Genomic DNA, 22,183 nt, shown 5'->3' with positions numbered 1-22,183 from the left:
CGGAACGCAACCGTTTCGTCCTCACGGCCGTATGCTGTGCGGCATGACCGCCGACACACCCGAGACCTCCGAACCCGGCCCTGCGTCCGCTCCCGAGCCCGCCCCTGAGCCCGCCTCCCGCGCCGCGGCGGGCGGCTCCAAGGCGGCGAGCTCGACGGGGCCGGCCCGCCGTCGGGCGCCGGCCGGTGCCGCGGTGCTGCGCGAGGATGTGACCGAGGCCATCCGCGCTGCGGTCTTCGCGGAGCTCGCGGCCGTGGGCTACGGGCGGATGTCGATCGAGGGCGTGGCGCGCCGCGCGGGCGTCGGCAAGACCGCCGTCTACCGCCGCTGGCGCTCCAAGCTGCACCTGGTGCTCGACCTGGTCTCGGCGGTGGCGGTGCAGGGCCTGCCCGCCCCCGACACCGGTTCGCTCGAGGGCGATCTGCGGCTGCTCTACGAGGTCACCTCGCGCGCCCTGCGCCACCCGGTGGCCGGCCAGATCATCCCGGACCTCCAGGCCGAGGCGGCCCGCAACCCCGAGATCCGCGACGCCCTGGAGAAGGCTCTGCGCGAGGGGCAGCACTCGGTGGCCAGCGGCATCGTCCAGGCGGCGGTGGCCCGCGGCGAGCTGAGCGCGGCCGTGGACGAGGAGCTCGCGCTCGACCTGATCTCCGGGCCGCTGTACTGGCGCTCGGTGGTGATGCGCGGCCCGCTCCCGAAGGGTTACCTGGACCGGCTCACGGCGGCCACGGCGGCGGGGCTGCGGGCCATGGAGGGACCGGGCGTGATGCGGGGGCCGGGCTCAGGAACCTGAGAGGCATCCCGGACGTAGGACAGGACACGCCACGACCGCGAAGCACTACTGCGAAGCACGAAGCACGAAGCACGAACCTCTACGGAAACAGAGTGACCATGACTTGGCTGATCACCGGCGGCGCCGGATACATCGGGGCGCATGTCGTCCGTGCCATGCTCGCGGCCGGCGAGCAGGCGGTCGTCTTCGACGACCTGTCGACGGGGGTGGCCGAGCGCGTGCCCGCCGGCGTCCCGTTCGTCGAGGGCACCGTCCTCGACCGCGACGCCCTGGACAAGGCGATCGCGGAGCACGGCGTCACCGGCGTGGTCCACCTCGCGGCGAAGAAGCAGGTCGGCGAGTCCGTCGACCTGCCGCTGCACTACTACCACCAGAACATCGAGGGCCTGCGCGTCCTGCTCGCGGCCTCGGCGGCCGGCGGCGTGCGCTCCTTCGTGTTCTCCTCGTCGGCCGCGGTCTACGGCATGCCCGACGTGGACCTCGTCACCGAAGAGACCCCGTGCCTGCCGATGAGCCCGTACGGCGAGACGAAGCTGGCCGGTGAGTGGCTGGTCCGCGCGGCCGGCCGCGCCCACGGCCTCGCGACGGCGTCGCTGCGCTACTTCAACGTGGCGGGCGCCGCGACCCCCGAGCTCGCCGACACCGGTGTCTTCAACGTGGTCCCGATGGTCTTCGAGAAGCTCACCGAGGGCGCGTCCCCGCGGATCTTCGGCGACGACTACCCGACCCCGGACGGCACCTGCGTCCGCGACTACATCCACGTCGCCGACCTCGCCGACGCCCATGTCGCCGCCGCCCGCAAGCTCGCGGCCGCCCCTGGCAGCGATCTGACGGTCAACATCGGCCGCGGCGAAGGCGTTTCGGTGCGCGAGCTGGTCGACCTGATCGGCGAGATCACGGGGTACGACACTGCGCCCGAGGTCACCCCGCGCCGCCCCGGCGACCCGGCCCGCGTGGTCGCCTCGGCCGACCGCATCGCCGCCGAGCTGGGCTGGACGGCGCGGCACGACGTCCGCGACATGATCACCTCGGCCTGGGCGGGCTGGGTGCGCCGCCACCCGGAGGCCGCGCGCGACTGAGCGCCTCGCTGCCATGGAGAAGGGCCGCAGTCCACGGGGGCTGCGGCCCTTCTCCATGACGCGGCACCGGTGTTCAGCGTCGCAGCTCCGCGCCAGTGTTCAACACTGCAGCTCCGCAACGGTGTTCAGCGCCGCAGCGCCTGCCGGACCCGGGTCGCCCGCCGCCGCAGCACCCGGGCCACCCCGCGCATCCCGGGCGCGACCCGCACGGCGAGGTTCCCCGCGCTCGTCGCGTACGGCTGGACGAGACGCACCCCGCGGCGCAGATCCCGTACCGCCGTGCGGTGCAGCACTCCGGGCCCCGCCACCGCCCGCGCCGTGGTCTCGCGGGAGGTGCCGTCGGCGAAGCGCACGCGCAGCCGCAGGTCCCACACCCCGGCCGCGGGGTTGAGCGCGCCCAGGTCCAGCAGCACCTCGGCGGTCCAACGCGCTTCTCCCGTACGGGAGTCGGGGGCCGCCCGCCAGGCCGCGGTCCGCCGCAGCCCGCGCGCCGCACCGTCGCGGTCCCGCAGCTCGACGTCCACGCTCGTGGGACCGGCGGCGGCGACGCGTCCGTACAGCTCGTGCAGCGTGAGCGTGAGCACCGAGGCGCGCGCCCGCGGCAGCAGACTCGCGTCGACGGCCAGCGGCAGCAGCCGCATCGGCCGCACGAGCAGGTGGTCGAGCCCGACCTCTGGCAGCCGCGCGGACCATACGGGCCGCCCGTCACCGTCCGTCGCATACGGCGGCACGAGCCGGGCCGGGCGGGCCGCGACCTGCTTCAGGCGCGGCAGGTCGACGGGGTCCGGCGAGGCCAGGACCACCCGCCCGATCACCCGGCCGGGAGCCGGGGCCCGCTCGAAGTCGGCCTCGTCGAACGTGGCGAGGTAGGCGCGCGTGAGCCGCCACCACTGCGCGCGGTACTCGGGGGTGCGCTGGTCGAGCTCGCGTGTGTACATCCGCAGACCGTGCTCGAGGAACTTGGCGCGCGCCGCCGTGGCCAGCTCCTTCTCGCCCGCGCCGGACAGGATCGCGACGACCTCGCGGTGCGCGTCCATCCGGGCCTGCCAGTTGGCGATGTCCGCGCGGTCCAGCGAGATGGACAGCTTGGCGGCGGAACGGCGTACGTGCCAGACGTAGACGGGGTTGGAGATCAGCGCGATGCGCGGGGCGGCCGCGAGCACCCGCGCCCCGAACACGAAGTCCTCGTAGACCACCCGACCGTCGGGGAAGCGGATGCCGTGCTCGCGCAGGAAGGCGGTGCGGTAGAGCTTGTTGACGCAGAGGGTGTCGAACACGAGGCGGGGGCGCAGGCGCGGGTGCTCGACGATCGCCGGGGTGTCGTAGAGCTCCGGCTCCCAGGGCACCTTGCGGCCCGAGGGCAGCTCCTTGCGCACGCACAGACCGGCGGTGACCTCGGTGCCGTGCTCGGTCGCGGCCGTGAGCAGCGCGTCCACGGCGCCCGGCGGCAGCACGTCGTCGCTGTCGAGGAACATCACGTACGGCGACGTACAGGCGTCGATGCCGTCGTTGCGGGGAGTGCCGCAGCCTCCGCTGTTCGTGCCGCGGGCGACCACCTTCAGGCGGGGTTCCGCGGCGGCGAGCCGGTGCAGCACCTCGCGGCTGTCGTCCACCGAGCAGTCGTCGACGGCGATCACCTCGCGGACGGCCGGCCCCTGGGCGAGCGCGGAACGCACCGCGTCGGCCACATGAGCGGAGTCGTTGTAGCCGATGACGACGACGCAGACCTGGGGCTCGGCGGGCCGGGGGCGGGGCGGATGTTCCATAAGCTCAAATAGTAATAGAAAGCACTTATTGCCCGTATTGCTGGTTTTGGGGCCCGCTGGAATGCCTGCCGCAGAGGTGGAGCCGGGGCGGACACAGGCGGTCAATCCACAAAAATCAGCAGTTAATAGCACAAACTCGATCCATGTACCGCACGCAGGCCTCCGCGTTCACCGGCACCCCGACCGCCTCCGCGCACCGCGCGTACCCGGCCACGGCCCCGGTCCGGGCCGACGCCCCCACGGGCCATCTGGACATGCTCGCCCGGCTGCTGCTCGCCCGCCCCGCGGTGACGGCCGCGGCCCTGCCGGCGCTCGCGGCGGCGGCGATCGGCGCGTGGGGCCTGGACCGCGGATCCATGTGGCGGGACGAGAGCGCCGCCTTCGCGATCGCGCGGCGTCCGCTGCCCGAGATCTGGCGGCTGACCGGCTCGGCCGACGCGGTGGACGGCGTCTACTACACGCTCCTGCACTTCGTGCTCCGCCTGCACCCGGGCGAGGTCGTGCTGCGGCTGCCCTCCCTGCTCGCGGTGGTCCTGACCGCCGCACTCGTCGCGGTGATCGGCACACGGCTCGCGCGGGCCCGGGTCGGTCTGTGGGCGGGCCTCCTCTACGCGGTCACGCCGGCCACCGGCTACTACGCGACGGACGGCAGCCCCTACGCCCTGGTCTGCGCCGGAGCCGCGACGGCGACGCTGCTGTTCCTGCGTGCGGCGGAGCTCGGCCGCGCCCGCGACTGGTGCCGCTACGGTGCGGTCCTCGGCTGCACCGCGTACGTGCACCCCTCCGCGGCCCTGCTGCTCGGCGCCCACGCGGTCACGCTGCTCGTCTCCTGGCGGCGGATCCCCGGCGAGGTGTGGCGCGGCTGGGCGGTCGCCGCCGCGGCCGCGCTGACCGCACTGCTCCCGCTGCTCGGCCTGACGTACGGGCAGGGCGTGCGGGGCGTCGCGTCCCCCGGCATCGACCGCGTCGACGCGCTCCTGCGTACCTTCACGGGTCCGGCGCCGCTCGTCGTCACCGCGGCCCTGCTCATGATCTGCATCGCCCTGAACGCCCCGCTGCCGCGCACGGGCCGTATCTCCCTCAACTCCCTCGCGCTGCCGCTGGTCCTGGTGCCTCCCGCGCTGCTCATCGCCCTCGCGCAGACCGGCCCGCTGTACCACCCCGCCTACGCCCTGTGCGCGCTCGCCGGGGTGCCGCTGCTCGCGGCCGCGGGCGGCGAGCGGTGCGCCGCGGTCGTACGGCGTCTGCTGCCGCCCGGGCACCCGCCGCACCGCGCGGCCGCGGCGCTGGCCGGTGCGGCCGCGGTGGCGGCGGCCTTCGTGTGGCAGCTGCCGCAGCACAAGAGCCAGGCCGCGGCCGACGGGCGCCCCGACGACATGGCGGCCGTCGCACGGCTCGCGGCGCACGAACTCCAGCCCGGCGACCCGGTGTTGTACCTGCCGTCGCCCGCACGCCGGCACGCGCTGACCTACCCCGCGGGCTTCGCCGGCACGAAGGACCTCGCGCTCGCGGCCGGCCCCGCCGCCTCGGGAACGCTGTACGGCAAGGAGACCGGCCCGCTCGAACTGCGCCGCAAACTGGCGGAGTTGGACCGCGTCTGGGTGCTCGCGGAGCGGCGCGCGACCGAGGCCTCCTGGAACCCGAAGTCCCCGACCGAAGCGGCGAAGCTCTCGGTGATCAACGAACAGTTCGTGCTGCGCGGCGAGTTCCCCGAGCGCAGCGGCGTCCTGCGGCTGTACGTCCGCCGCGCCCCTGAGCGGCCGATCGACTGGCCCGCGGGCAAGCCGGTGCCGGTGGTGGACCCGGTCCTTGAGGCGCACGAGCGGGCGGAGGCCCGCAGGCGCGGCGAGACGGAGGCGCCGGCCGTGGGGGCGGCGGGTGCGCCGGCCGGGGAGGCGGGCAGTTCGGCGGGCGCGCCGAGTGCCGGGAACACCCCCGCGGGGCCCGACTCCCGCGGCTCCCTGAACCAGCACACCGCACCCGCCGCCCCGGACGCGGATACGGTCCCTGCTCCGGACCCGGGTACGGCCTCCGTCCCCGCCCCCGTCCCCGCCGTACCGGCCCCTTGAAGCGCGGACCCTCGACCGACTCGTACCACCCGAACACACCGAAGCCCCGGCCGAGTTCACCTCGCCCGGGGCTTCGGCTGTGATGCCGCGTACAGGAAACCTCAGTCCACCCGCGCGAGCACCTCACCCGTCCGCGGCCCCCACGCCACCACCCGCGCCTCGCGCGGCACGCGCTGGTCCGGTGACAGGAGCAGCCACCGCACACCGAATTGCCGCACCACAGCGGCCCGTTCGGCAGGCGTCGAGCCGGGGGCGAGATACCGCGCCACCGCCTTCGACCTCCGTGCCCGCTCCGTCTCCGCCATCGAGGCGTCGGGCCAGGCGGGCGCCAGGAGGTTGGGGCCGTAGCCGGGCAGTGAGCGCGTGGCGCGGTAGCTGTTCGTCAGGACCACCTCGCCGGGGGCGATGCGCTCGGCCGCCCAGTCGTACGAGGGCCAGCGCGGCGGCTGGTCGAAGCCGACCGGGTCCCACGCGCGCGGCACCACGGCACCCGCCTGCACCGAGAAGAAGCTCAGCGCGAGCCCCGCCCCGCACGCCGCGGCCAGCACCCGCCGCCCCCAGGTCCAGGGCCGCGCCTGCGTCAGCTCGACGGCCAGCGCGAACTGGAGCGGGATCAGGGTGAGCCCCATGATCCGCCCGTAGGTGTAGTGCCCGGAGACCCAGCCGTACGCGATGGTCAGACAGCCGAGCACGAACATCAGGACCAGCGGGTCGCGCCGGTCGCGCCACCAGCGAAGCGCGAGCGCGGGCAGCCCGATGATGGCCAGCCAGAACCGCTCGGGCATGGCTTCGTAGAGCTGCCGGTGGATGCCGTCCACGCTGCTGTCGCCGACCAGCGAGAGCACCGAGTAGTACGGCCAGAGCAGGACGACCGCCGCGGCGGTGAGGGCGGCGAGCCCCCAGCGGGGCGCCATCCGCCGCACCTGGCTGCGGCGCACGCGGCCGAGCAGGAACGAGACGACGCCGATCACCGCCGCCACCGAGGAGATCGGGTGGATGAGCAGGATCAGTCCGCACAGGGCGCCGAGTCCCGCGTACGGGAGGAGGGAGCCGCTCGTGCGGGCGAGGCGGGCGGTCAGCGCCCAGGCCCAGAAGGCGAGGCCGATCGCGAAGGTCGACGGGAAGGGCAGGTGGCCCGTCATCGACATCAGGCCCAGATACCCGCTCCACCAGGCCATCTTGGTGCCCCAGAGCAGCACCATGCAGGCCAGGGCGAGCAGCGGTGCCCAGCGGCTCGGGGTGAGCGCCTTCACGAAGCGGTTGAGTCCGGTCAGCAGGACGAGCAGGTTGAGCGGCCCGGACAGCTTCACGACCTGCCAGCCGGCGAGGCCGGTGACCTTGGCGAACAGGCCCTGGAGCACGGCGTACGGGGAGTAGTACGCGCTGCCGTCGCCGGGCGCCGCGGCCATCGGGTGGGCGGGGTCGAGCAGGTCGGCCTTGAGCCGTTCGACCACCGCCGCGTGCTGCCCGAAGTCGCAGCAGATCGGCACCCGCCAGGCGGCCGCCGACATCAGTACCCAGAACAGCGTCCCGAATACCAGGAACGGGCTCGGGCGCAGCGACCGCAGGCCGCCCATGACGGCGGTGGCGCCGCGCGGGGTCCGGATTGTCAGTGGGCGCCGATAGGGTGGAAAGGGCTCGGCCCCCGGGAGGGAGGGGTCTGCGCACCCCCCGGTGACAGCAGCTCCCCTCCGGCCCACGGAGAGATCGGGATCGTCCCGGCCCACCGACAGCCCGGATTCCGTCCGGCTCATCGCCGCCTCGGGCTCCGTCCGGCCCACCGCCGCCCCGGACTCCGTCCGGCTCACCCGAGGATCCAGTCCGCGACCCGCGCCGCCGCTTTGCCGTCGTCCAGGTCGCCGTACGCCTGGCGGAACGCGGCGTAGGCGTCCGCGTGCCGCGCCGCCGTCCCGTCCAGGTCGCGCAGCGCCTCGACGATCTCGCCGGTGGAGGTGAGCAGCGGCCCCGGTGCGGCCGCCTCGAAGTCGAGGGTGAAGCCGCGCACCGTGTCGCGGTAGTGCTCCAGGTCGTACGTGTGGAAGAGCAGCGGCCGGCCCGTGTGCGCGAAGTCGAACATCAGCGACGAGTAGTCGGTGATCAACACGTCGGCGGACAGCAGGAGTTCGGTCGCGTCCGGGTACGTGGTCACGTCCCGTACGAAGGTCGCGCTCGCGCCCGGGAGGCGGCCGGCCGCGCGGGGGTGGCGGCGCACGAGCAGCAGGTGGTCGTCGCCGAGCGCGCGCTCCAACTGCGGGAGGTCCAGGGTCTCTTCGTGCCGGAAACGGCCGCCGGAGTGGATCAGGTGGTCGCGGTACGTGGGTGCGTACAGGACGATGCGGCGCTCGTCCTCGGGGGAGAGGCCGAGCTCGGCCCGCACCCGGTCGGCCACCTTCGCGCGGTCGGCCGCGAACAGCACGTCGTTGCGCGGCGACCCCGCCTCCAGGACCTCGCCCTCGTACGCGAGCGCGCGCGGCAGGACGGAGGTGGCGTGGCGGCTGGGCGAGACGAGCACGCTCCACTGCGCGGACAGGCGCGGCAGCGCGTCCAGGTGGGAGTGGTCGGCGTAGAGCGTGTCGGTGAGGTCGAGGCCCACGCGCTTGAGCGGGGTGCCGTGCCAGGTCTGCACGACCCGCTGGCCCTCGCGCCGCTCGAACCAGTCGGGCAGGTGCCCGGACGTGACGATCACGCGGCTGCGGGCCAGCGCCTCGTACCACTCCCGGCTGCCCTCGGCGACCCCGCGCGCGGCGGGCGGCACCTGGGTCTGCTGGTCGCAGGTGACCCACAGGTGCTCCAACTCGGCTCCGCGCGCGAGGAGTTCCTCGTGGATCGCGCGGGGTGAGCCGCCGTCCAGGCCCTTGCCGTCCGTGTACAGGATCGCGTCGCGCAGGGGCAGGGCGCGCTGTGCGGGGTAGTGCGCGGTGCGCAGCCTGTGCCGGCGGTACGCGCCGCGGTCCCCGGGCGCGAGGGCCGAACCCGAGGCGATGAGCAGCCGGTCGCCGAAGCGCCGGTCCACGGTGAACTCGCGCCCGTCGCACTCCCGTACGGCCGGCAGATCCGTCCCGAGCGAGGCGAGCACGCGGACCGGGACGCCGTCGCCCGCCTCGTTCCGCTCGCGCAGGAAGAGGTACCAGCGGCCCTCGGGCAGCGGGCGTCCGCCGTGCGCGGTGGCCGGGACGAGCGTGGCGCGGAAGCGGCCGGCCGACCGCTCCAGCGGCACCGTCACCTCGGTGAGGTCCGCGCTGTGCCGCAGCACGAGCTCGGCCGGGCCCCAGCTGTCCTGCGCGGCCGTGCCCTCGATGACCAGGACGCCCTCGTCCCGCCACCGCGCCACGTCCGCGACGGGCTGCCGGGTGAGCTCCACGACCAGCTGCCCGTTGTCGTTGGCGGTGGCGCACACCTCGCGCCCGACCGCGTACCGGGCACGTCCGGTGGCGTACCGGCCGGGCGGCAGACTCGCGCTCGCGGCAAGGGACTTGAGGGCGCCGCCGGGCAGGACGAGGTTGGCCGACCAGCGGTCGCCGTGCTGCGGCTCGACCTCCTTGGGCGCGCGGTGCGGCGTGGGCGGCACCTGCTCCAGATCCGCGAGCGGCACCCGCACCGTGAACCTGTCGCCGGTCCGCTCCAGCGGATAGTCGTACGTGTGCTCCTTGTGCGCCAGGCGCAGCTGCTCCGGCCGCGTCCCGTGGTGCAGCCGCCCGTGCAGGAGCAGGTCCTCGCCGTCGCGCTCGTGGGACTCGACCCGGGCCGCGTACTCCTGGACGCGCAGCACGAGCCGGCCCTGCGAGTAGCCGAGCACCAGGCGAAGCCCGTCGCCGAGTTCGCGGACCACGGACTGCGCGGCCGCGCCGTCGAGCGCGCGCACGGCCGCACGCCGCACCATGCCGTGCCCGGCCACCACCACGCCGAGCAGCCAGTTGCCGGGCCGCCACCGGCCGCCGGTCTTCAGCTGCTCGGGGTCGACGGTCATCTCGAAGCCCGCGTAGTCGTAACAGTGCAGCTCCTGGCCCGAGTCGACGGTGGCAGCCGGGCCCGGCACCGTCCGTGTGGGCACCCGCCGCAGCTGCACGCGGCTCTGCGCGGACTTGAGCAGGCCCGCCTTGACGGAGTGGCCGGGGCGGGTCGCCTCGACGTTGCGGACGTACGCGTATCCGCTGATCCGCAGCTTGCCGTCGGCGCCGAAGCGGGCCTCGCTCACCCGCGCCACGACCGGGAGTTCGCGCCGCCCGAGCCGGGAGGCGCGGCGCGGTACGCCCTCGACGCCCGGGTACACGGCGCGCTTGCGCAGGCCTCCGCGCACCTCGAAGACGGTCTTGTTGCGCTGCTCGTACGCGAGCAGCTCGATGAGTTCGGCGGTGCGGCCCTCGCGTACGAGCTGCCACTTGATCCGCAGGTCCACCGGCAGGCCGTCGGTCAGCGAGGCGTCGGCGCGCCCGAGGAAGGCGGCCGTGTCGGCGAGGAAGGCCGCGCGGTACTCGGGCCCGCCCATCGGCAGGCCTTCGAGGAAGTAGACGAAGTCGTCGCGCAGGCACGACAGGTCGTACGTCCGCTTGTGCTGCGGGAAGCGCTCGGCGAGGAAGCGGCTCACGCTGTCGCAGGCGGCGATGCGGTCGCGTACGCCCTTGACCTCCGTGCGGCGCCGGGTGATCGAACCCTCGCGCACCCGCCAGTAGTAGACGTGCTCGGTCAGGACGTCGACGGCCCCGGCGAGGAAGTGCGCCGGGATCATCACCGGGGTGTCCTCGTAGAGCCTGCCCTCGGGGAAGGTGAACGCGTGCGCGTCCCAGAAGGCGCGCCGGAACACCTTGTTCCAGGCCACGCGGTCCGCGAGCAGTTCGGGATCGCGGGTGATGTGGGTGCGGGTGCGGTCCTTCGTGAGCCACTTGTACTGCCAGGCCTGCTGCCGGCCGCGCTCGTTGAGGCGCCAGACGTTGCCGGTGGCGAAGTCCGAGCCCGAGGCGTCGAGGCTCGCGGTCATCCGCTCGTACGCGTCGTGCGGCACGATGTCGTCGCTGTCCACGAAGGTCAGGAACTCCACCTGCGGATCCGACGCGCGCACGCCCGTGTTGCGGGCGGCGCTCAGGCCCGCGTTGTCCTGCCGCACATACCGGAAGCGCCCGTCGCGGGCGGCGAACGCGCGGGCGATCCGCGGGCTGTCGTCGGTGGAGCCGTCGTCGACGAGGATCACGTCGAGGCTCCTGAGGGTCTGGCCCGCGATCGAGCGCAGGCATTCCTCGAGGTAGTCCTCGACGTTGTAGATCGGGACGACGACGGTCAGGCGGGGGCGGTCGGTGGGCCGGGGGGAGGCGGAGCTGGAGTGCACGGGGCGGGCCTTTCTGCGCAGAGCGAGACAGGTGATGCCATCCGCCCTCTTTGCCCTATCTCGCCCCTTTCGCGTCAACACCCCATGGCCGATTCCCTATAACGAGTGATCGGCGGGACGTCTGTTGTCGTATTAGGCACACCGCAGACCCCGAGCCGCCCCACACCTGCCAAGCGGAACCTTTCCGCAACGGCCTGTCAGGTCTTCGACACCGCCCCCGCCGGTGGCTACCGTCGTGAGGCATGGTCCGTTTCTCCGTTGTCGTGCCCGCCTACCGCGTCCAGGGTTACCTGCGGGAATGCCTGGAGTCCGTCCTCGCCCAGTCCTTCAGGGACTTCGAGCTGATCGTCGTCGACGACTGCTCGCCCGACGCCTCGGCGGCGATCGCCGCGGAATATGCGGAACGTGATCAACGGGTCCGTCTCGTCCGCCTTCCACGCCACAGCGGCACCGGCGCCGCGCGCAACGAGGGCGTGGCGCAGGCGACCGGCGAGTTCCTGCTCTTCCTCGACGGCGACGACCTGCTCCTGCCCGGCGCGCTCGACGCGATCGACGACGCCCTCGACGTGATGGCGGACGTCCTGCTCTTCGGACACGACACAGTCGACTGGTGGGACACCGTGCGCCCGGGCGGCGACGACCTGTCCGCGGGCGCCGACCCGCTCGCGATGACGCCCGCGGCCTGGAACCGCGTCGTCCGCCGCTCGTTCTGGATCACGCACACCCTGCGCTTCGACGACGGCCCGTACGAGGACGTGGTCCCCGTGCACCGCGCGACCCTGCTCGCGGGCGACCGGCTGCGCATGCTCGACCGGGTCTGCGTCCGCTGGCGCCGGCGCCGCGGCGGCAGCCACTCCACCTCGCCGGGACGTGCGCACTTCGCGATCACCGAGCGCTACGAGCGGCTCCTGGACTCCCCGTTCGGGCCGCGCCTCTTCCCGTACGCCGTCGACCACTTGCTCGCCGTGCTCGGCGACGCGGGCCGGATCCGCCCGGCCGACCGGGCCGACTTCTTCCGCGCCGCGGCCCGGCTCTCGCGCACGTACCGGCCCGAGGGCCACGAGCCGGCCGGGGACGCCGCGCGCGCCCTCGCCACCGGCTCGTACACCGCCTTCGAGACCCTGCGGGCCGCGGGCGGCCGGGTCCGCGCGGCCCGTTCGGCCCTCGCCCGCCACAAGAAGCGGCTGCGCGCCCGGGTCATGAAGCTCGCCTACCGCCTGGACCGCCGCCGCTCCCTCGACCCCAACCTCGCGGTCTACAGCGCCTACTGGAACCGCACCCCCGCCTGCAACCCGCTCGCGATCTACGAGAAGGCCCGCGAACTCGCCCCGCACATCAAGGGCGTCTGGGTGGTCAGCAGCCGCCACCGCGACAAGGTCCCCGCCGGGATGCCGTACGTGATCGAGGGCTCGCGCCGCTACTGGCAGGCCATGGCACGCGCCACGTACCTGATCAACAACGCCTCCTTCCCCGGCGGTTTCGTCAAACGCCCCGGCCAGGTCTACCTCCAGACCCACCACGGCACCCCGCTCAAGAAGATGGGCCTCGACCAGCGCCGCTACCCCGCGGGCACCCACGGCATCAGCTTCCAGAAGGTCCTCGACCACACCGACCAGTGGGACTACAGCCTCTCCGCCAACCCGCACTCCACGGAGGTCTGGGAGCGCGTCTACCCGTCCTCGTACCAGGCCCTGGAGCTGGGCTACCCGCGCAACGACGTGTACTTCGCCTCGACGGCCGAGGACACGACGCGCATCCGCCGCGAACTCGGCGTCGAGGGCGGCCCGGAGCGCAAGGTGCTGCTCTACGCCCCCACGCACCGCGACTACCAGAAGGGCTTCCTGCCCCGGCTCGACCTGCTGCGCCTGGTGCGCGCGCTCGGCCCCGCGTACGTGGTCCTGGTCCGCGCCCACTACTTCTACGGCGCCTCCGCCGACCTCGCCGGCCACCCGCAGATCCTCGACGTCACCGGCCACCCCCGGGTCGAGGACCTGTGCCGCGCCTCCGACGCGCTGATCACGGACTACTCGTCCCTGATGTTCGACTACGCCTGCCTGGACCGCCCGATCATCACGTACGCCCCCGACTGGCAGGCCTACCGCCTCGCACGCGGCACCTACTTCGACCTCCTCTCGGGCCTGCCCGGAGAGACCCCCGGCGCGGTGGCGACCACCGAGGACGACCTCATCTCGCTGCTGCGGGACGGCAGTTGGGACACGGAGGAGACGGCCAAGCTGCGCGAGGCGTTCCGCGCGCGCTTCTGCCCGTACGAGGACGGGCGGGCGGCGGAGCGGGTGGTGCGGGTGCTGTTCGGGGTGTGAGGCGCAGCCGACGGGCCGACGCGGAAAGGGAGTTGAGCCATCGCTCCCGCCCGCAGCCGGTAACTCCCGCTCCTGCGTTGATCATTTCGTGCGACGCACTTTGCTCCAAACGGAGGACGGTGGGTGACCGGGAGGCGAACGAGAGGTTGATCGGTGCATGGAGCGCAAGCCGACTGTCTCGATCATCGTGCCCATTTACAATGTGGCCGAATACCTCGCCGAATGCCTGGACTCCCTGGCCCGGCAGACCCTCCAGGACATCGAGATCGTCATGGTGGACGACGGGTCGACAGACGGTTCGGGCGACATCGCCGAGCAGTTCGCGCGGCGGGACGACAGATTCCGGCTCATCCGCCAGCCCAACGGCGGACTCGGCAAGGCCAGGAACGTCGGGGTGGACGCCATCTCGCCGGACAGCTGCTACCTGATCTTCGTCGACAGCGACGACGCGCTGACCCCGGAGGCCTGCGACATCCTCGTCGGCAGCCTGGAGAAGACCGGCTCCGACTTCGCCACGGGCAACGTGTTGCGCCTCAACTCCCGTGGCACCACGCAGTCCCCGATGCACCGCTATCACGCCCAGCGCGACCGCGAGCGCACGCACGTCTCCAAGGAGACGGAGCTCCTCAGCGACCGCATCGCCTGCAACAAGCTCTTCCGTACGGAGTTCTGGAAGAAGCATGAACTCCGGTTCCCCGAAGGCGTGTTGTACGAGGACACCCCCGTCATCGTGCCGGCGCACTGCCTCGCCTCCTCGGTCGACGTCCTCATGACGCCCGTCTACCTGTGGCGCGAGCGCGAGGGCGGGTCGGCGCCGTCCATCACCCAGCGCCGCACCGAGCCGAAGGCGGTGCGCGACCGGCTCGCCGGGGTCACCACCGTCAGCCGGTTCCTCGCGCAGCGGCCCGGTGACGCGCAGCTCAAGCATCTCTACGACCGCAGCGCGCTGTTGAGCGACGCCCTGATCTTCCTCCGTGTGCTGCCCCAGGGCGACGAGGAGTTCCGGACCGCGTTCTTCGACGTGGCCTGCGCCTTCCTGGAGGGGGTCAGCCGCGAGACGCTGATGTCCCTGACGGTGGAGCTGCGCATCAAGTGGCTGCTCGTGCAGCGCCGCGCCGAGAAGGAGGTCCTCGACCTGCTCGCCGCGGAAGCGGTGCGGGACCCGTACAAGACCCGCGGACTGCGGCGCCGGCACGTGCAGCTCACCGACCTGGAGGCGAGCCCCCGGCTGCCCCGCTGGGCCACCCGGATCCACCCCTCGCAGCTGCGCCTCCAGGCCCCGCTGCGGACCGCCGAGTGGCAGGACGGGCGGCTTGTCGTGTCCGGGGACGCCTGGGTCCCGCGCGTCGGCCCGTCGAAGCCCAACCGGGCGAAGCGGCTCGCGGTGCTCAAGGAGAAGGACTCCAGGCGCGCCCTGCTGCTGCCGGTGCGCTCCACGTACCGCCCCGAGCGCTCCAACGCGTCCGGCACCAGGCGCCACAACTACGACTGGGCGGGCTTCAGCTTCACCATCGACCCCGAGCGGCTGCGCGGCAGGAGCGGCTGGCGCGAGGGTGTCTGGCGGGTGGGTCTCGGTGCCTTCACGGCGGGCCGGCTCGGCAAGGCGCGGCTCGCCGCCAGCCACAACGTGCAGGCGGGACACGCGCCGTACCGGTGGCTGGACGACGAGCACCGGATGCTGCCCATCACCCAGGACCGCAGCTTCCGCATCCGGATCGAGAAGGTGCGGGCCACCGTGCACGCGGTGCGCGTCGAGGACGAGGCCGTCGTGGTGGAGGGCGAGCTGCGGACCGCGCTGCCGCAGGGCCACACCGTCCGCCTCGAACTGGACTGCATGAGCGACTCCACGGTTCGCCCGTACGAGATGCGGCTCGGCGAGGCCGGTCCGGCGGGCCGGCGGCCGTTCTCGGCGCGGGTGCCCGTGGACGACGTGGCGTTCCTGCCGCCCGCCGTCACCTCCGCCGAGCGCGCCGCGGGCCGTGCCGACGACCCCAAGCCCAACAAGCGCGGCTGGGAGGTCCGGATCCGGATCCAGGACGACCAGGGCCGCGGCAGCCGCCACCACGTGGTCGTCGCCGAGGACCTGCGCGACGGCCACTGGCCGCTGCCCGAGCGGCTGCGCGAGGCCGTCCGCGAACGCGGGCCCGTGCCCAGCGAGATCGCCGTCACCGGCGGCAACGACGGCTATCTCCAGATCTGGGGCCGCACCGGACGGGCCGTGGTCACCGAGGCGCGCTGGGGCGAGGACGGCGAGCTGACGATGGCGGGCACCATCAGCGCCGTCCTGCACGAACCGGAACTCGTCGTACGCATGTGGGGCGGCAGCGCCGAGAAGGTGCTGCCCCTGGAGGTCGACGCCGACGGCGCCTTCCGCACGGCCTTCAATCCGTCCGCGCACCCCGGCCTGTCCGGAGTCCTGCCGCTGCAGTCCGGCCGCTGGGACTTCTGGCTGCGCTCCTGCGACCCGGCCACAGGCCTCGTGATGAACATGCCCTTCAAGGTGGACCGGCTGGTGGCGGCGGAGTGCCCCGCGTCCACCGAGGTGCGCGGCCGCCGGTACGCCCTGGAGACCCAGGGGCCCGACTACCCCAACCTGTACTGCTACTCGCACCTGGCCCCCGAGGAGGAGGGCCCGTACCGCGGCCGGCAGATGCGCCGCGGGGTCTACCGCGTCAGCCGCGAGACGAAGCCGCTGCGCGACGCCGTCCTGTACGTGAGCTACAACGGCAAGCAGTACTCCGACAGCCCGAAGGCGATGTACGCCGAACTGTCCCGCACCAGGCCGGAGTTGGAGCACCTGTGGGTGGTGCGCGACGGCCAGGTGGACCTGCCGCCGGAGCTGACCCCCGTACGGCTGTGGGGCAAGGAGTGGTACGAGGCGCTCGCCACCTGCCGCTACATCGTCACCAACGCCCATCTGCCCGACTGGATCGAGCGGCGCGAGGGCCAGGTGATCGTGCAGACCTGGCACGGCACCATGCTGAAGAAGATCGGCCTGGACATCGCCGCCCCGAAGTTCGACCCCGGCTATCTGGAGCGGCTGCCGCGCGAGACCAGGAACTGGAGCCTGCTCGTCTCCGCGAACCGCTTCAGCACCCCCATCCTCAAGCGCGCCTTCGGCTTCGAGGGGGAGATCCTGGAGTCCGGCTACCCGCGCAACGACGTGCTGTACGCCCCCGACCGCGACCAGCAGGCCGCCCGCGTGAAGCGGCTCCTCGGTGTGCCGCAGGACAAAAAGGTCGTCCTGTACGCGCCGACCTGGCGCGACGACCAGTCGCACGGCAAGGGCCGGTTCCGGTTCGATCTGCGGCTGGACCTCCAGGAGGCCCGCGAGCGCCTCGGCGCCGACCACGTGCTGCTGGTGCGCCGGCACTCCAACGCTGTGGACTCGGTGCCCGGCGCGGGGGACGGCTTCGTGTACGACGTCTCGGAGTACCCCGACATCTCCGAGCTCTACCTGATCGCGGACCTGATGATCACCGACTACTCCTCGGTGATGTTCGACTACGCGCACACCGGCCGCCCGATGCTCTTCTTCACCTACGACCTGGAGCACTACCGCGACACGCTGCGCGGCTTCTACTTCGACTTCGAGGCGGAGGCCCCGGGCCCGCTGCTCACCACCTCGGGAGAAGTGCTCCAGGCGGTACGGGACATCGACAGCGTGCAGGAGAAGTATGCCGAGTCGTACGGGCAGTTCCGGCGGCGCTTCTGCGACTTCGGCGACGGGCTCGCGTCGAAGCGGGTGGCGGAGCGGATGCTGGAACTCGGCGGCGGCCGGTAGCTGCCCGAGGCCGCCACGGCCGCAGCACGAGAACCGCCCCGGCCCCCTCCTGGAGAGGGGGCCGGGGCGGTTCTCGCCTTACGGGCGATGCGCCCGGCGGACCGGTCAGGTGCCGAAGACGATGTCCAGGACGTGCGACATCCGCACGTCGTAGGTGTGCGTGCCCGGCTTGGCCACGCCTTCGCTCCGGTTGTACTTCCAGCCGTTGTTCACGCCCTGGTAGTGGCGGTGGTGGATCTCCTCGCTGCGCTCGGAGCCCGCACCCACGACGCTGTGCACCCGCCACTGCGTGGTCCGGGGGTCCAGCATGTGCGGCAGGACCGTCCACTTCACCGTGGTCGTGCCCTTGGAACGGTGCCGGTAGTCGACGAACCGCCGCTGCCGCGCCGGGTTCATGGGCTCGGGCGTGGCCTTCGCGATCCAGTGCCCCGCGTACGTGACCGCGCCGACCTCCGACTCCGCCACATGGTCGAAGACGGGCCGGGCGTCGTTGGTGAGGACCAGCTCGTCGATGTCGGCGTTGATGACCCCGGCCGCCCGGGACAGATAGCGGAAACGCCCGTGCTCCATGAGGGAGTACTGGCAGTAGTCCGAATCCCAGACGTTGTTCGGGCCGGCATTCGGCCCCCACGGGTAATTCCAGGCGACGATGACGGCGGTGGTGATGCCGTCCACGGAGGAAATCGCGTCGGCGACGTCACGCGGCGAGTACTTCGTGGAGTTGTTGTCGTAGAACACCACGCCGGTCACGCCGTGCACGATGTGATAATAGTGCAGGAAATCCTTGATCCAGACGAGATCGTTGTCCTTGGATTTCGTGATGATCGTGCGCTGGCCCGCGAAGAGTTCGGAATCGTCGGGGGCGATCACCGCGCTGAATTTCTCGTCCCCCAGGTCCAGGGACAGGTGCCGCCCGGAGCCGGCGCCGACGATGCGCGAGCGCTGGGTGCGACCCCAGTCGCTGAGCGACACGGATCCGCGGACGTCGACCCCGTCCACGCGCCAGTCGGCCTTCTCGAGTTCCTCGCGCAGATTGTTCAGCGGCGGCCCCGAGAGCCACACGTCCTCGCCGTGCCGGAACGCGTCGTAGAACAGCGTCCGGCTGTCGTACTTCTCGAGGTAGTCGGCCTGGCGGTCGGCGGGATCGCGCGGCGGCTCACGGCGCAGCGCGGAGCCGGCCGGCAGGGTCATGCCGATGGGCTGCACCACCTTGACGGTCTTCTGCACCGGCTGCCCCGATGAACGGCGCAGCTCCCAGGCCTCCTTGGCCCTGCGGATCGGCTGGAGGAACTCCTCCAGGGTGGGCGGCCCGGCCGGCCGGCGGCTCTCCGCCTCCAGCAGGGCTACGCGCCGCGAGAGCCGCGCCACTTCCGAGCGCAAGGCGTCGGCGGACTCCGGCGCGGGCACGAAGCCCGCATGGTCGATGGCACCGGCTGTCATTCTCACTCCTGCTCCCGGAACGCCCCGCGGAGCGTCCGCGCACTCTCTCGAACTCGTTTGCCGGGGCGGCCCGTTGCTCTTCCGGCCTGGCTCCTCCGGCTGCTCTTGCCGTATCAACGAATGAACGGCCGGAAAGCCACGAGGTCCCGCAAACCGGTCGGCCCGGCGCCGAACCGGGTGGATTTTCAGGAGAGTTGGGTTGACGTGGTGAAGGGAACGGGTGCGTTCCCCGGGTGTGCAGTGAACGGATTCTTTCCAAAGGCGCTTGAAGTGCGGCGAGTTCGGTCGCATGAATAACCAACACTGCACCGGTGTCGTTGAGGGGAACAGTGAATGTCCCGCCCGTTCCCCTGCTGGAGACCACGTGAAACTCTTCAAGTCCGCCACGAAGCCGAAGGTCGTCGTGCCGGCGCAGTCCGCCCCGGGCAACGCCGAAACCGACAAGATCATCAAGTCGCTCCAGCAGCAGACCAAGACGCTCACCGCAGCCATCACCGCGATCCGCAAGGACCTTGAGCACCAGCCGTACGTGGTGGCCGAGCTGGTGCGCCGCTACCACCACCTCATCGACAGCGACATGCCGATGCCGGTGCTCGGCGCCAACTGGGCCGCGATCGCGCCGACGGTCCTGTTCATCGTCGACGAGGTGATGGGCCGGCCCGGGCGGCGCACCATGCTCGAATGCGGCTCGGGAGCCTCCACGCTGTGGACGGCGGCCGCGCTCCGCCGGTGCGGCGCGGGGCATGTCACCTCGGTCGAACACGACAAGGAGTACGCCGAGGTGACGCGGCAGCGCCTCGTCGACCACGGCCTGGACAAGTGGGCCACCGTCGTCGACGCGCCCCTGGTCGACACCGAGGTCGCCGGCCTCGGCCGGCAGCCCTGGTACGACCTGTCGGGCCTCGGCGACGTGGCCGACGTCGACCTGCTCTTCATCGACGGCCCGCCGCGCCCGACCGCCTCCCTCGCCCGCTACCCCGCACTGCCGCAGCTCATCTCCCGCCTCGGCAAGGGCGCGTTGGTCGTGCTCGACGACACCAACCGCAAGGACGAGCGCGACATCATCAAGATGTGGACGGCCGAAGGCGCCTTCGACCGGCGCGTCTCCCACGTCAAGGACGTGGCGCGCTCCACCGTGCTCCAGCTCGACTGATCACCCCTCCCCGACGGCCAAGGAACAGGACAGCAATGCGTATCTCGGTGATCGGCTGCGGCCACCTCGGAGCCCCGCACGCCGCCGCGATGGCGGAACTCGGGCACGAGGTCATCGGTGTCGAACTCGACCCGTCCACCTGCAAGACCCTGCAGAGCGGGCGCGGCCCCTTCTACGAGCGGGGACTCGACGAGCTGCTCGGCGCCCACGTTCCCACCGGCCGGCTCCGGTTCACCGGCGACCTCCGGGAGGCCGCCGAGTTCGCCGACCTCCACTTCATCGCCGTCGGCACCCCGCTGAGCGCCGACGGGCAGGGGTACGACATGGGGCAGGTGGTCGACGCGGTCGGCTCGCTCGCCCCGCTGCTCACCCGCCCCTGCACCGTCGTCGGCAAGTCGACGGTGACGGTGGGGACGGTGGCGCGCCTGGAGCGGATCCTGGCGGAGCACGCCGTCGAGGGCGTGGATCTCGTATGGAACCCGGAGTTCCTGCGGGAGGGGCACGCGGTCGAGGACACGCTCTACCCCGACCGCATCGTGGCGGGCGTCTCCGGCGCCGAGGCGCAGAAGGCGATCGAGGCGGTGTACGCGCCGATCCTGGCCCGCGGGGACGTGGAGCTGATCGTCACCGACCCGGCCACGGCCGAGGTCATCAAGTCCGCGGCCAACTCCTTCCTCGCCACCAAGATCTCCTTCATCAACGCGATGGCCGAGGTGTGCACCCTCGCCGGCGCCGACGTGCGCAGCGTCGCGCACGCCATCGGCATCGACCACCGGATCGGCCACGCGGGCATGCGGCCCGGTATCGGATACGGCGGGGGCTGTCTGCCCAAGGACGTGCGGGCCTTCGCGCACCGCCTCGGGGAGATCGGGGCGACCCGCGCGGTCGCGCTCCTGGAGGCGGTCGAGGGCGTCAACCGCGGCCGGGTGGAAGCGGCGGTGGCGCTCGTGGAGGAGACGCTCGAAGGCCGTGTGGCCGGTGCGCGGATCGCCTTCCTCGGTGCCGCGTTCAAGGCGGGCACCAGCGACATCCGCAACTCGCCCGCGCTCGAACTGGCCGACCGGCTGCGGGCGTTGGGCGCCCAGCCGGTCGTGTATGACCCGGAGGCGCTGGAGAACGCGCGGCGCGCCCACCCCGAGCACAGCTACGCCGACACCCTGGACGAGGCCCTGGCAGGGGCCGATGTCACGGTGCTCGCCACGGAGTGGCCGCAGTTCAGCAAGGAGCCCGGGCTCCCGGCCGCCGCCGCCCGCGCGGTGGCCGCCCCGCGCCTGGTGGACATCCGCACGGTCGTGGACCCGGTCGACTGGACCGTGGCGGGCTGGTCGGTGTGGCAGCTGGGCCGTCCGGTGCGGCGTCCGCAGGCCTGAGCTGCGGGGCGGCACCGGCACGGCGAGGCCCGTGGTCCGTGAGCGACAACTCCCGGACCACGGGCCTTAGTTGCTGCCCACCGTACCGCAGCTCCGCCCGGCGCTAACCCCGCGGCTTCTGCCCCCACACGTACACCTGGTCACCCGACCTGAGCACGGCCCACAGCTTCTTCGCGTCCCCGAACGTCATGTTGACGCAGCCGTGCGAACCCGGCGGCCGGTAGACGCTGCCGTAGATGCCGTGGAAGGCCTGGCCGCCGCTGAAGAACTGGCTGTACGGCATGGGCGCCTCGTACAGCGTCGAGTAGTGGTTCTTGTGCCGCCAGTAGATCTTGTGCCAGCCGGTGCGGGTGGCGTACCCGGGGCGCCCGGTGCGGATCGGCACCGGGCCGAACACGCGCTTGCCGCCCTTCGTCACCCACATCAGCTGCCGTCGCAGATCCACGCACGCCACGCGGCCCTTGCGCTTCGGGCAGAGGCTCTCGGGGTACTTGGCGGCGTGCAGCTGGCGGACGCGTGCGTAGGTGACGGGCCCGGCGAAGCCGATCGCGGGGCGGATGCCCTGCTTCTGCTGGAAGGCCTTGATGGCACGGCAGTCGGCCGGTGACTGCCGTCCGTCCGCCTTCAGCTTCAGCCAGCGCTCGACCTGCTTCTGGTACGGGCCGGTGCTCGCGGTGCAGGCCGGCGCCCGGGCCGCCTCCGTGGCAGGCACGTACTCGACGGGTGCCTCCGCGGCGGGCGCGGGCGCCACGGGCTCCACGGCCTCCTCGGCCGCGCTCGGCCGGTACACCTGCGGCGGCAGCGCCTGGTCCGGTGTGTCCGGCACGGCGGGCTTCTGCGGGAGACCCGGTACGAGGCGCTGCGCACCGGGCAGCGGCCACAGCTGGGTCATGCCGGGCGCGAGCACATCGGCTTCGGAGACCGCGGCCGAGCCGGCGGGGTCGGGGGCGGGAGGCGCGGGGTCGGCCACCGCGGGCGCGGCGGGCAGTCCCGCCGCCACCGCCAGGGCCAGCGCGATACCGCGCCGTTTCATGGAGCTGATCATGCGATCAGGAAAGCCGCGCCGGGCGCCGGTCCGGGGGAGTGGC

12 protein-coding genes are annotated in these 22,183 nt (G+C 72.6%); 7 read left to right on the top strand and 5 right to left on the bottom strand.

The window, feature by feature from the left end; translation table 11 throughout:
• Positions 1-31 precede the first annotated feature (31 nt).
• Both BLT97_RS24125 and galE read left to right on the top strand, forming a co-directional pair.
• Complete coding sequence (locus tag BLT97_RS24125) at positions 32-793, top strand: TetR/AcrR family transcriptional regulator (protein WP_176953877.1); 762 nt, start codon at positions 32-34, stop codon at positions 791-793.
• Positions 794-891: 98 nt separating this feature from the next.
• Positions 892-1,872 (top strand): UDP-glucose 4-epimerase GalE, encoded by a 981-nt coding sequence (gene galE, locus BLT97_RS24120; RefSeq protein WP_093613611.1) that lies wholly within the window; start codon positions 892-894, stop codon positions 1,870-1,872.
• 125 nt (positions 1,873-1,997) lie between these two features.
• On the opposite strand, the gene BLT97_RS24115 is transcribed toward galE, so the two are convergent.
• On the bottom strand, positions 1,998-3,638 hold the full coding sequence (locus BLT97_RS24115; protein WP_093613609.1) for a glycosyltransferase family 2 protein: 1,641 nt from the start codon (positions 3,636-3,638) through the stop codon (positions 1,998-2,000).
• Between the two features lie 143 nt (positions 3,639-3,781).
• On the opposite strand from BLT97_RS24115, the gene BLT97_RS24110 reads away from it, so the two are divergent.
• Positions 3,782-5,707 carry a glycosyltransferase family 39 protein gene (locus BLT97_RS24110; RefSeq protein WP_093613607.1) on the top strand — a complete coding sequence of 642 codons (1,926 nt, stop codon included), beginning with the start codon at positions 3,782-3,784 and terminating at the stop codon, positions 5,705-5,707.
• Positions 5,708-5,808: 101 nt separating this feature from the next.
• On the opposite strand, the gene BLT97_RS24105 is transcribed toward BLT97_RS24110, so the two are convergent.
• Together BLT97_RS24105 and BLT97_RS24100 are read right to left on the bottom strand one after the other, a co-directional pair.
• Positions 5,809-7,284, bottom strand: coding sequence for a hypothetical protein (locus tag BLT97_RS24105; protein WP_093613605.1), 1,476 nt, complete (start codon positions 7,282-7,284; stop codon positions 5,809-5,811).
• A 227-nt stretch (positions 7,285-7,511) separates the two neighbouring features.
• Positions 7,512-11,027 (bottom strand): bifunctional glycosyltransferase/CDP-glycerol:glycerophosphate glycerophosphotransferase, encoded by a 3,516-nt coding sequence (locus BLT97_RS24100; protein WP_093613603.1) that lies wholly within the window; start codon positions 11,025-11,027, stop codon positions 7,512-7,514.
• A gap of 242 nt (positions 11,028-11,269) precedes the next feature.
• On the opposite strand from BLT97_RS24100, the gene BLT97_RS24095 reads away from it, so the two are divergent.
• Together BLT97_RS24095 and BLT97_RS24090 are read left to right on the top strand one after the other, a co-directional pair.
• On the top strand, positions 11,270-13,348 hold the full coding sequence (locus BLT97_RS24095) for a bifunctional glycosyltransferase/CDP-glycerol:glycerophosphate glycerophosphotransferase (protein WP_093613601.1): 2,079 nt from the start codon (positions 11,270-11,272) through the stop codon (positions 13,346-13,348).
• A gap of 157 nt (positions 13,349-13,505) precedes the next feature.
• On the top strand, positions 13,506-17,132 hold the full coding sequence (locus BLT97_RS24090; RefSeq protein ID WP_093613599.1) for a bifunctional glycosyltransferase/CDP-glycerol:glycerophosphate glycerophosphotransferase: 3,627 nt from the start codon (positions 13,506-13,508) through the stop codon (positions 17,130-17,132).
• 105 nt (positions 17,133-17,237) lie between these two features.
• On the opposite strand, the gene BLT97_RS24085 is transcribed toward BLT97_RS24090, so the two are convergent.
• Complete coding sequence (locus BLT97_RS24085; RefSeq protein ID WP_245769516.1) at positions 17,238-18,572, bottom strand: capsule biosynthesis protein CapZ; 1,335 nt, start codon at positions 18,570-18,572, stop codon at positions 17,238-17,240.
• Positions 18,573-18,936: 364 nt separating this feature from the next.
• Between BLT97_RS24085 and BLT97_RS24080 the strand changes: the two genes are divergently transcribed.
• Positions 18,937-19,725: a class I SAM-dependent methyltransferase gene (locus BLT97_RS24080; RefSeq protein ID WP_107407034.1), complete on the top strand. Its 789-nt coding sequence runs from the start codon at positions 18,937-18,939 to the stop codon at positions 19,723-19,725.
• Between the two features lie 35 nt (positions 19,726-19,760).
• Positions 19,761-21,095 carry a UDP-glucose dehydrogenase family protein gene (locus BLT97_RS24075; RefSeq protein ID WP_093613595.1) on the top strand — a complete coding sequence of 445 codons (1,335 nt, stop codon included), beginning with the start codon at positions 19,761-19,763 and terminating at the stop codon, positions 21,093-21,095.
• A gap of 103 nt (positions 21,096-21,198) precedes the next feature.
• Here the strand turns inward: BLT97_RS24075 and BLT97_RS24070 are convergent, their stop codons facing one another.
• Positions 21,199-22,140 (bottom strand): L,D-transpeptidase family protein, encoded by a 942-nt coding sequence (locus BLT97_RS24070; protein WP_093613593.1) that lies wholly within the window; start codon positions 22,138-22,140, stop codon positions 21,199-21,201.
• Positions 22,141-22,183 lie beyond the last annotated feature (43 nt).

This window comes from Streptomyces indicus, from assembly GCF_900100315.1.
Lineage (GTDB): Bacteria > Actinomycetota > Actinomycetes > Streptomycetales > Streptomycetaceae > Streptomyces > Streptomyces indicus.
Note: the sequence above shows the minus strand (reverse complement) of the source record. Positions and strands in the feature narration are given on the sequence as shown.

Excerpts from the sequence above, each read along its gene's own strand:
- BLT97_RS24075 (WP_093613595.1), top strand. The coding sequence starts at position 19,761 with ATGCGTATCTCGGTGATCGGCTGCGGCCACCTCGGAGCCCCGCACGCC.
- BLT97_RS24085 (WP_245769516.1), bottom strand. The coding sequence starts at position 18,572 with ATGACAGCCGGTGCCATCGACCATGCGGGCTTCGTGCCCGCGCCGGAG.
- galE (WP_093613611.1), top strand. The coding sequence starts at position 892 with ATGACTTGGCTGATCACCGGCGGCGCCGGATACATCGGGGCGCATGTC.
- BLT97_RS24070 (WP_093613593.1), bottom strand. The coding sequence starts at position 22,140 with ATGATCAGCTCCATGAAACGGCGCGGTATCGCGCTGGCCCTGGCGGTG.
- BLT97_RS24125 (WP_176953877.1), top strand. The coding sequence starts at position 32 with ATGCTGTGCGGCATGACCGCCGACACACCCGAGACCTCCGAACCCGGC.
- BLT97_RS24095 (WP_093613601.1), top strand. The coding sequence starts at position 11,270 with ATGGTCCGTTTCTCCGTTGTCGTGCCCGCCTACCGCGTCCAGGGTTAC.
- BLT97_RS24090 (WP_093613599.1), top strand. The coding sequence starts at position 13,506 with ATGGAGCGCAAGCCGACTGTCTCGATCATCGTGCCCATTTACAATGTG.
- BLT97_RS24115 (WP_093613609.1), bottom strand. The coding sequence starts at position 3,638 with ATGGAACATCCGCCCCGCCCCCGGCCCGCCGAGCCCCAGGTCTGCGTC.
- BLT97_RS24110 (WP_093613607.1), top strand. The coding sequence starts at position 3,782 with ATGTACCGCACGCAGGCCTCCGCGTTCACCGGCACCCCGACCGCCTCC.
- BLT97_RS24105 (WP_093613605.1), bottom strand. The coding sequence starts at position 7,284 with ATGGGCGGCCTGCGGTCGCTGCGCCCGAGCCCGTTCCTGGTATTCGGG.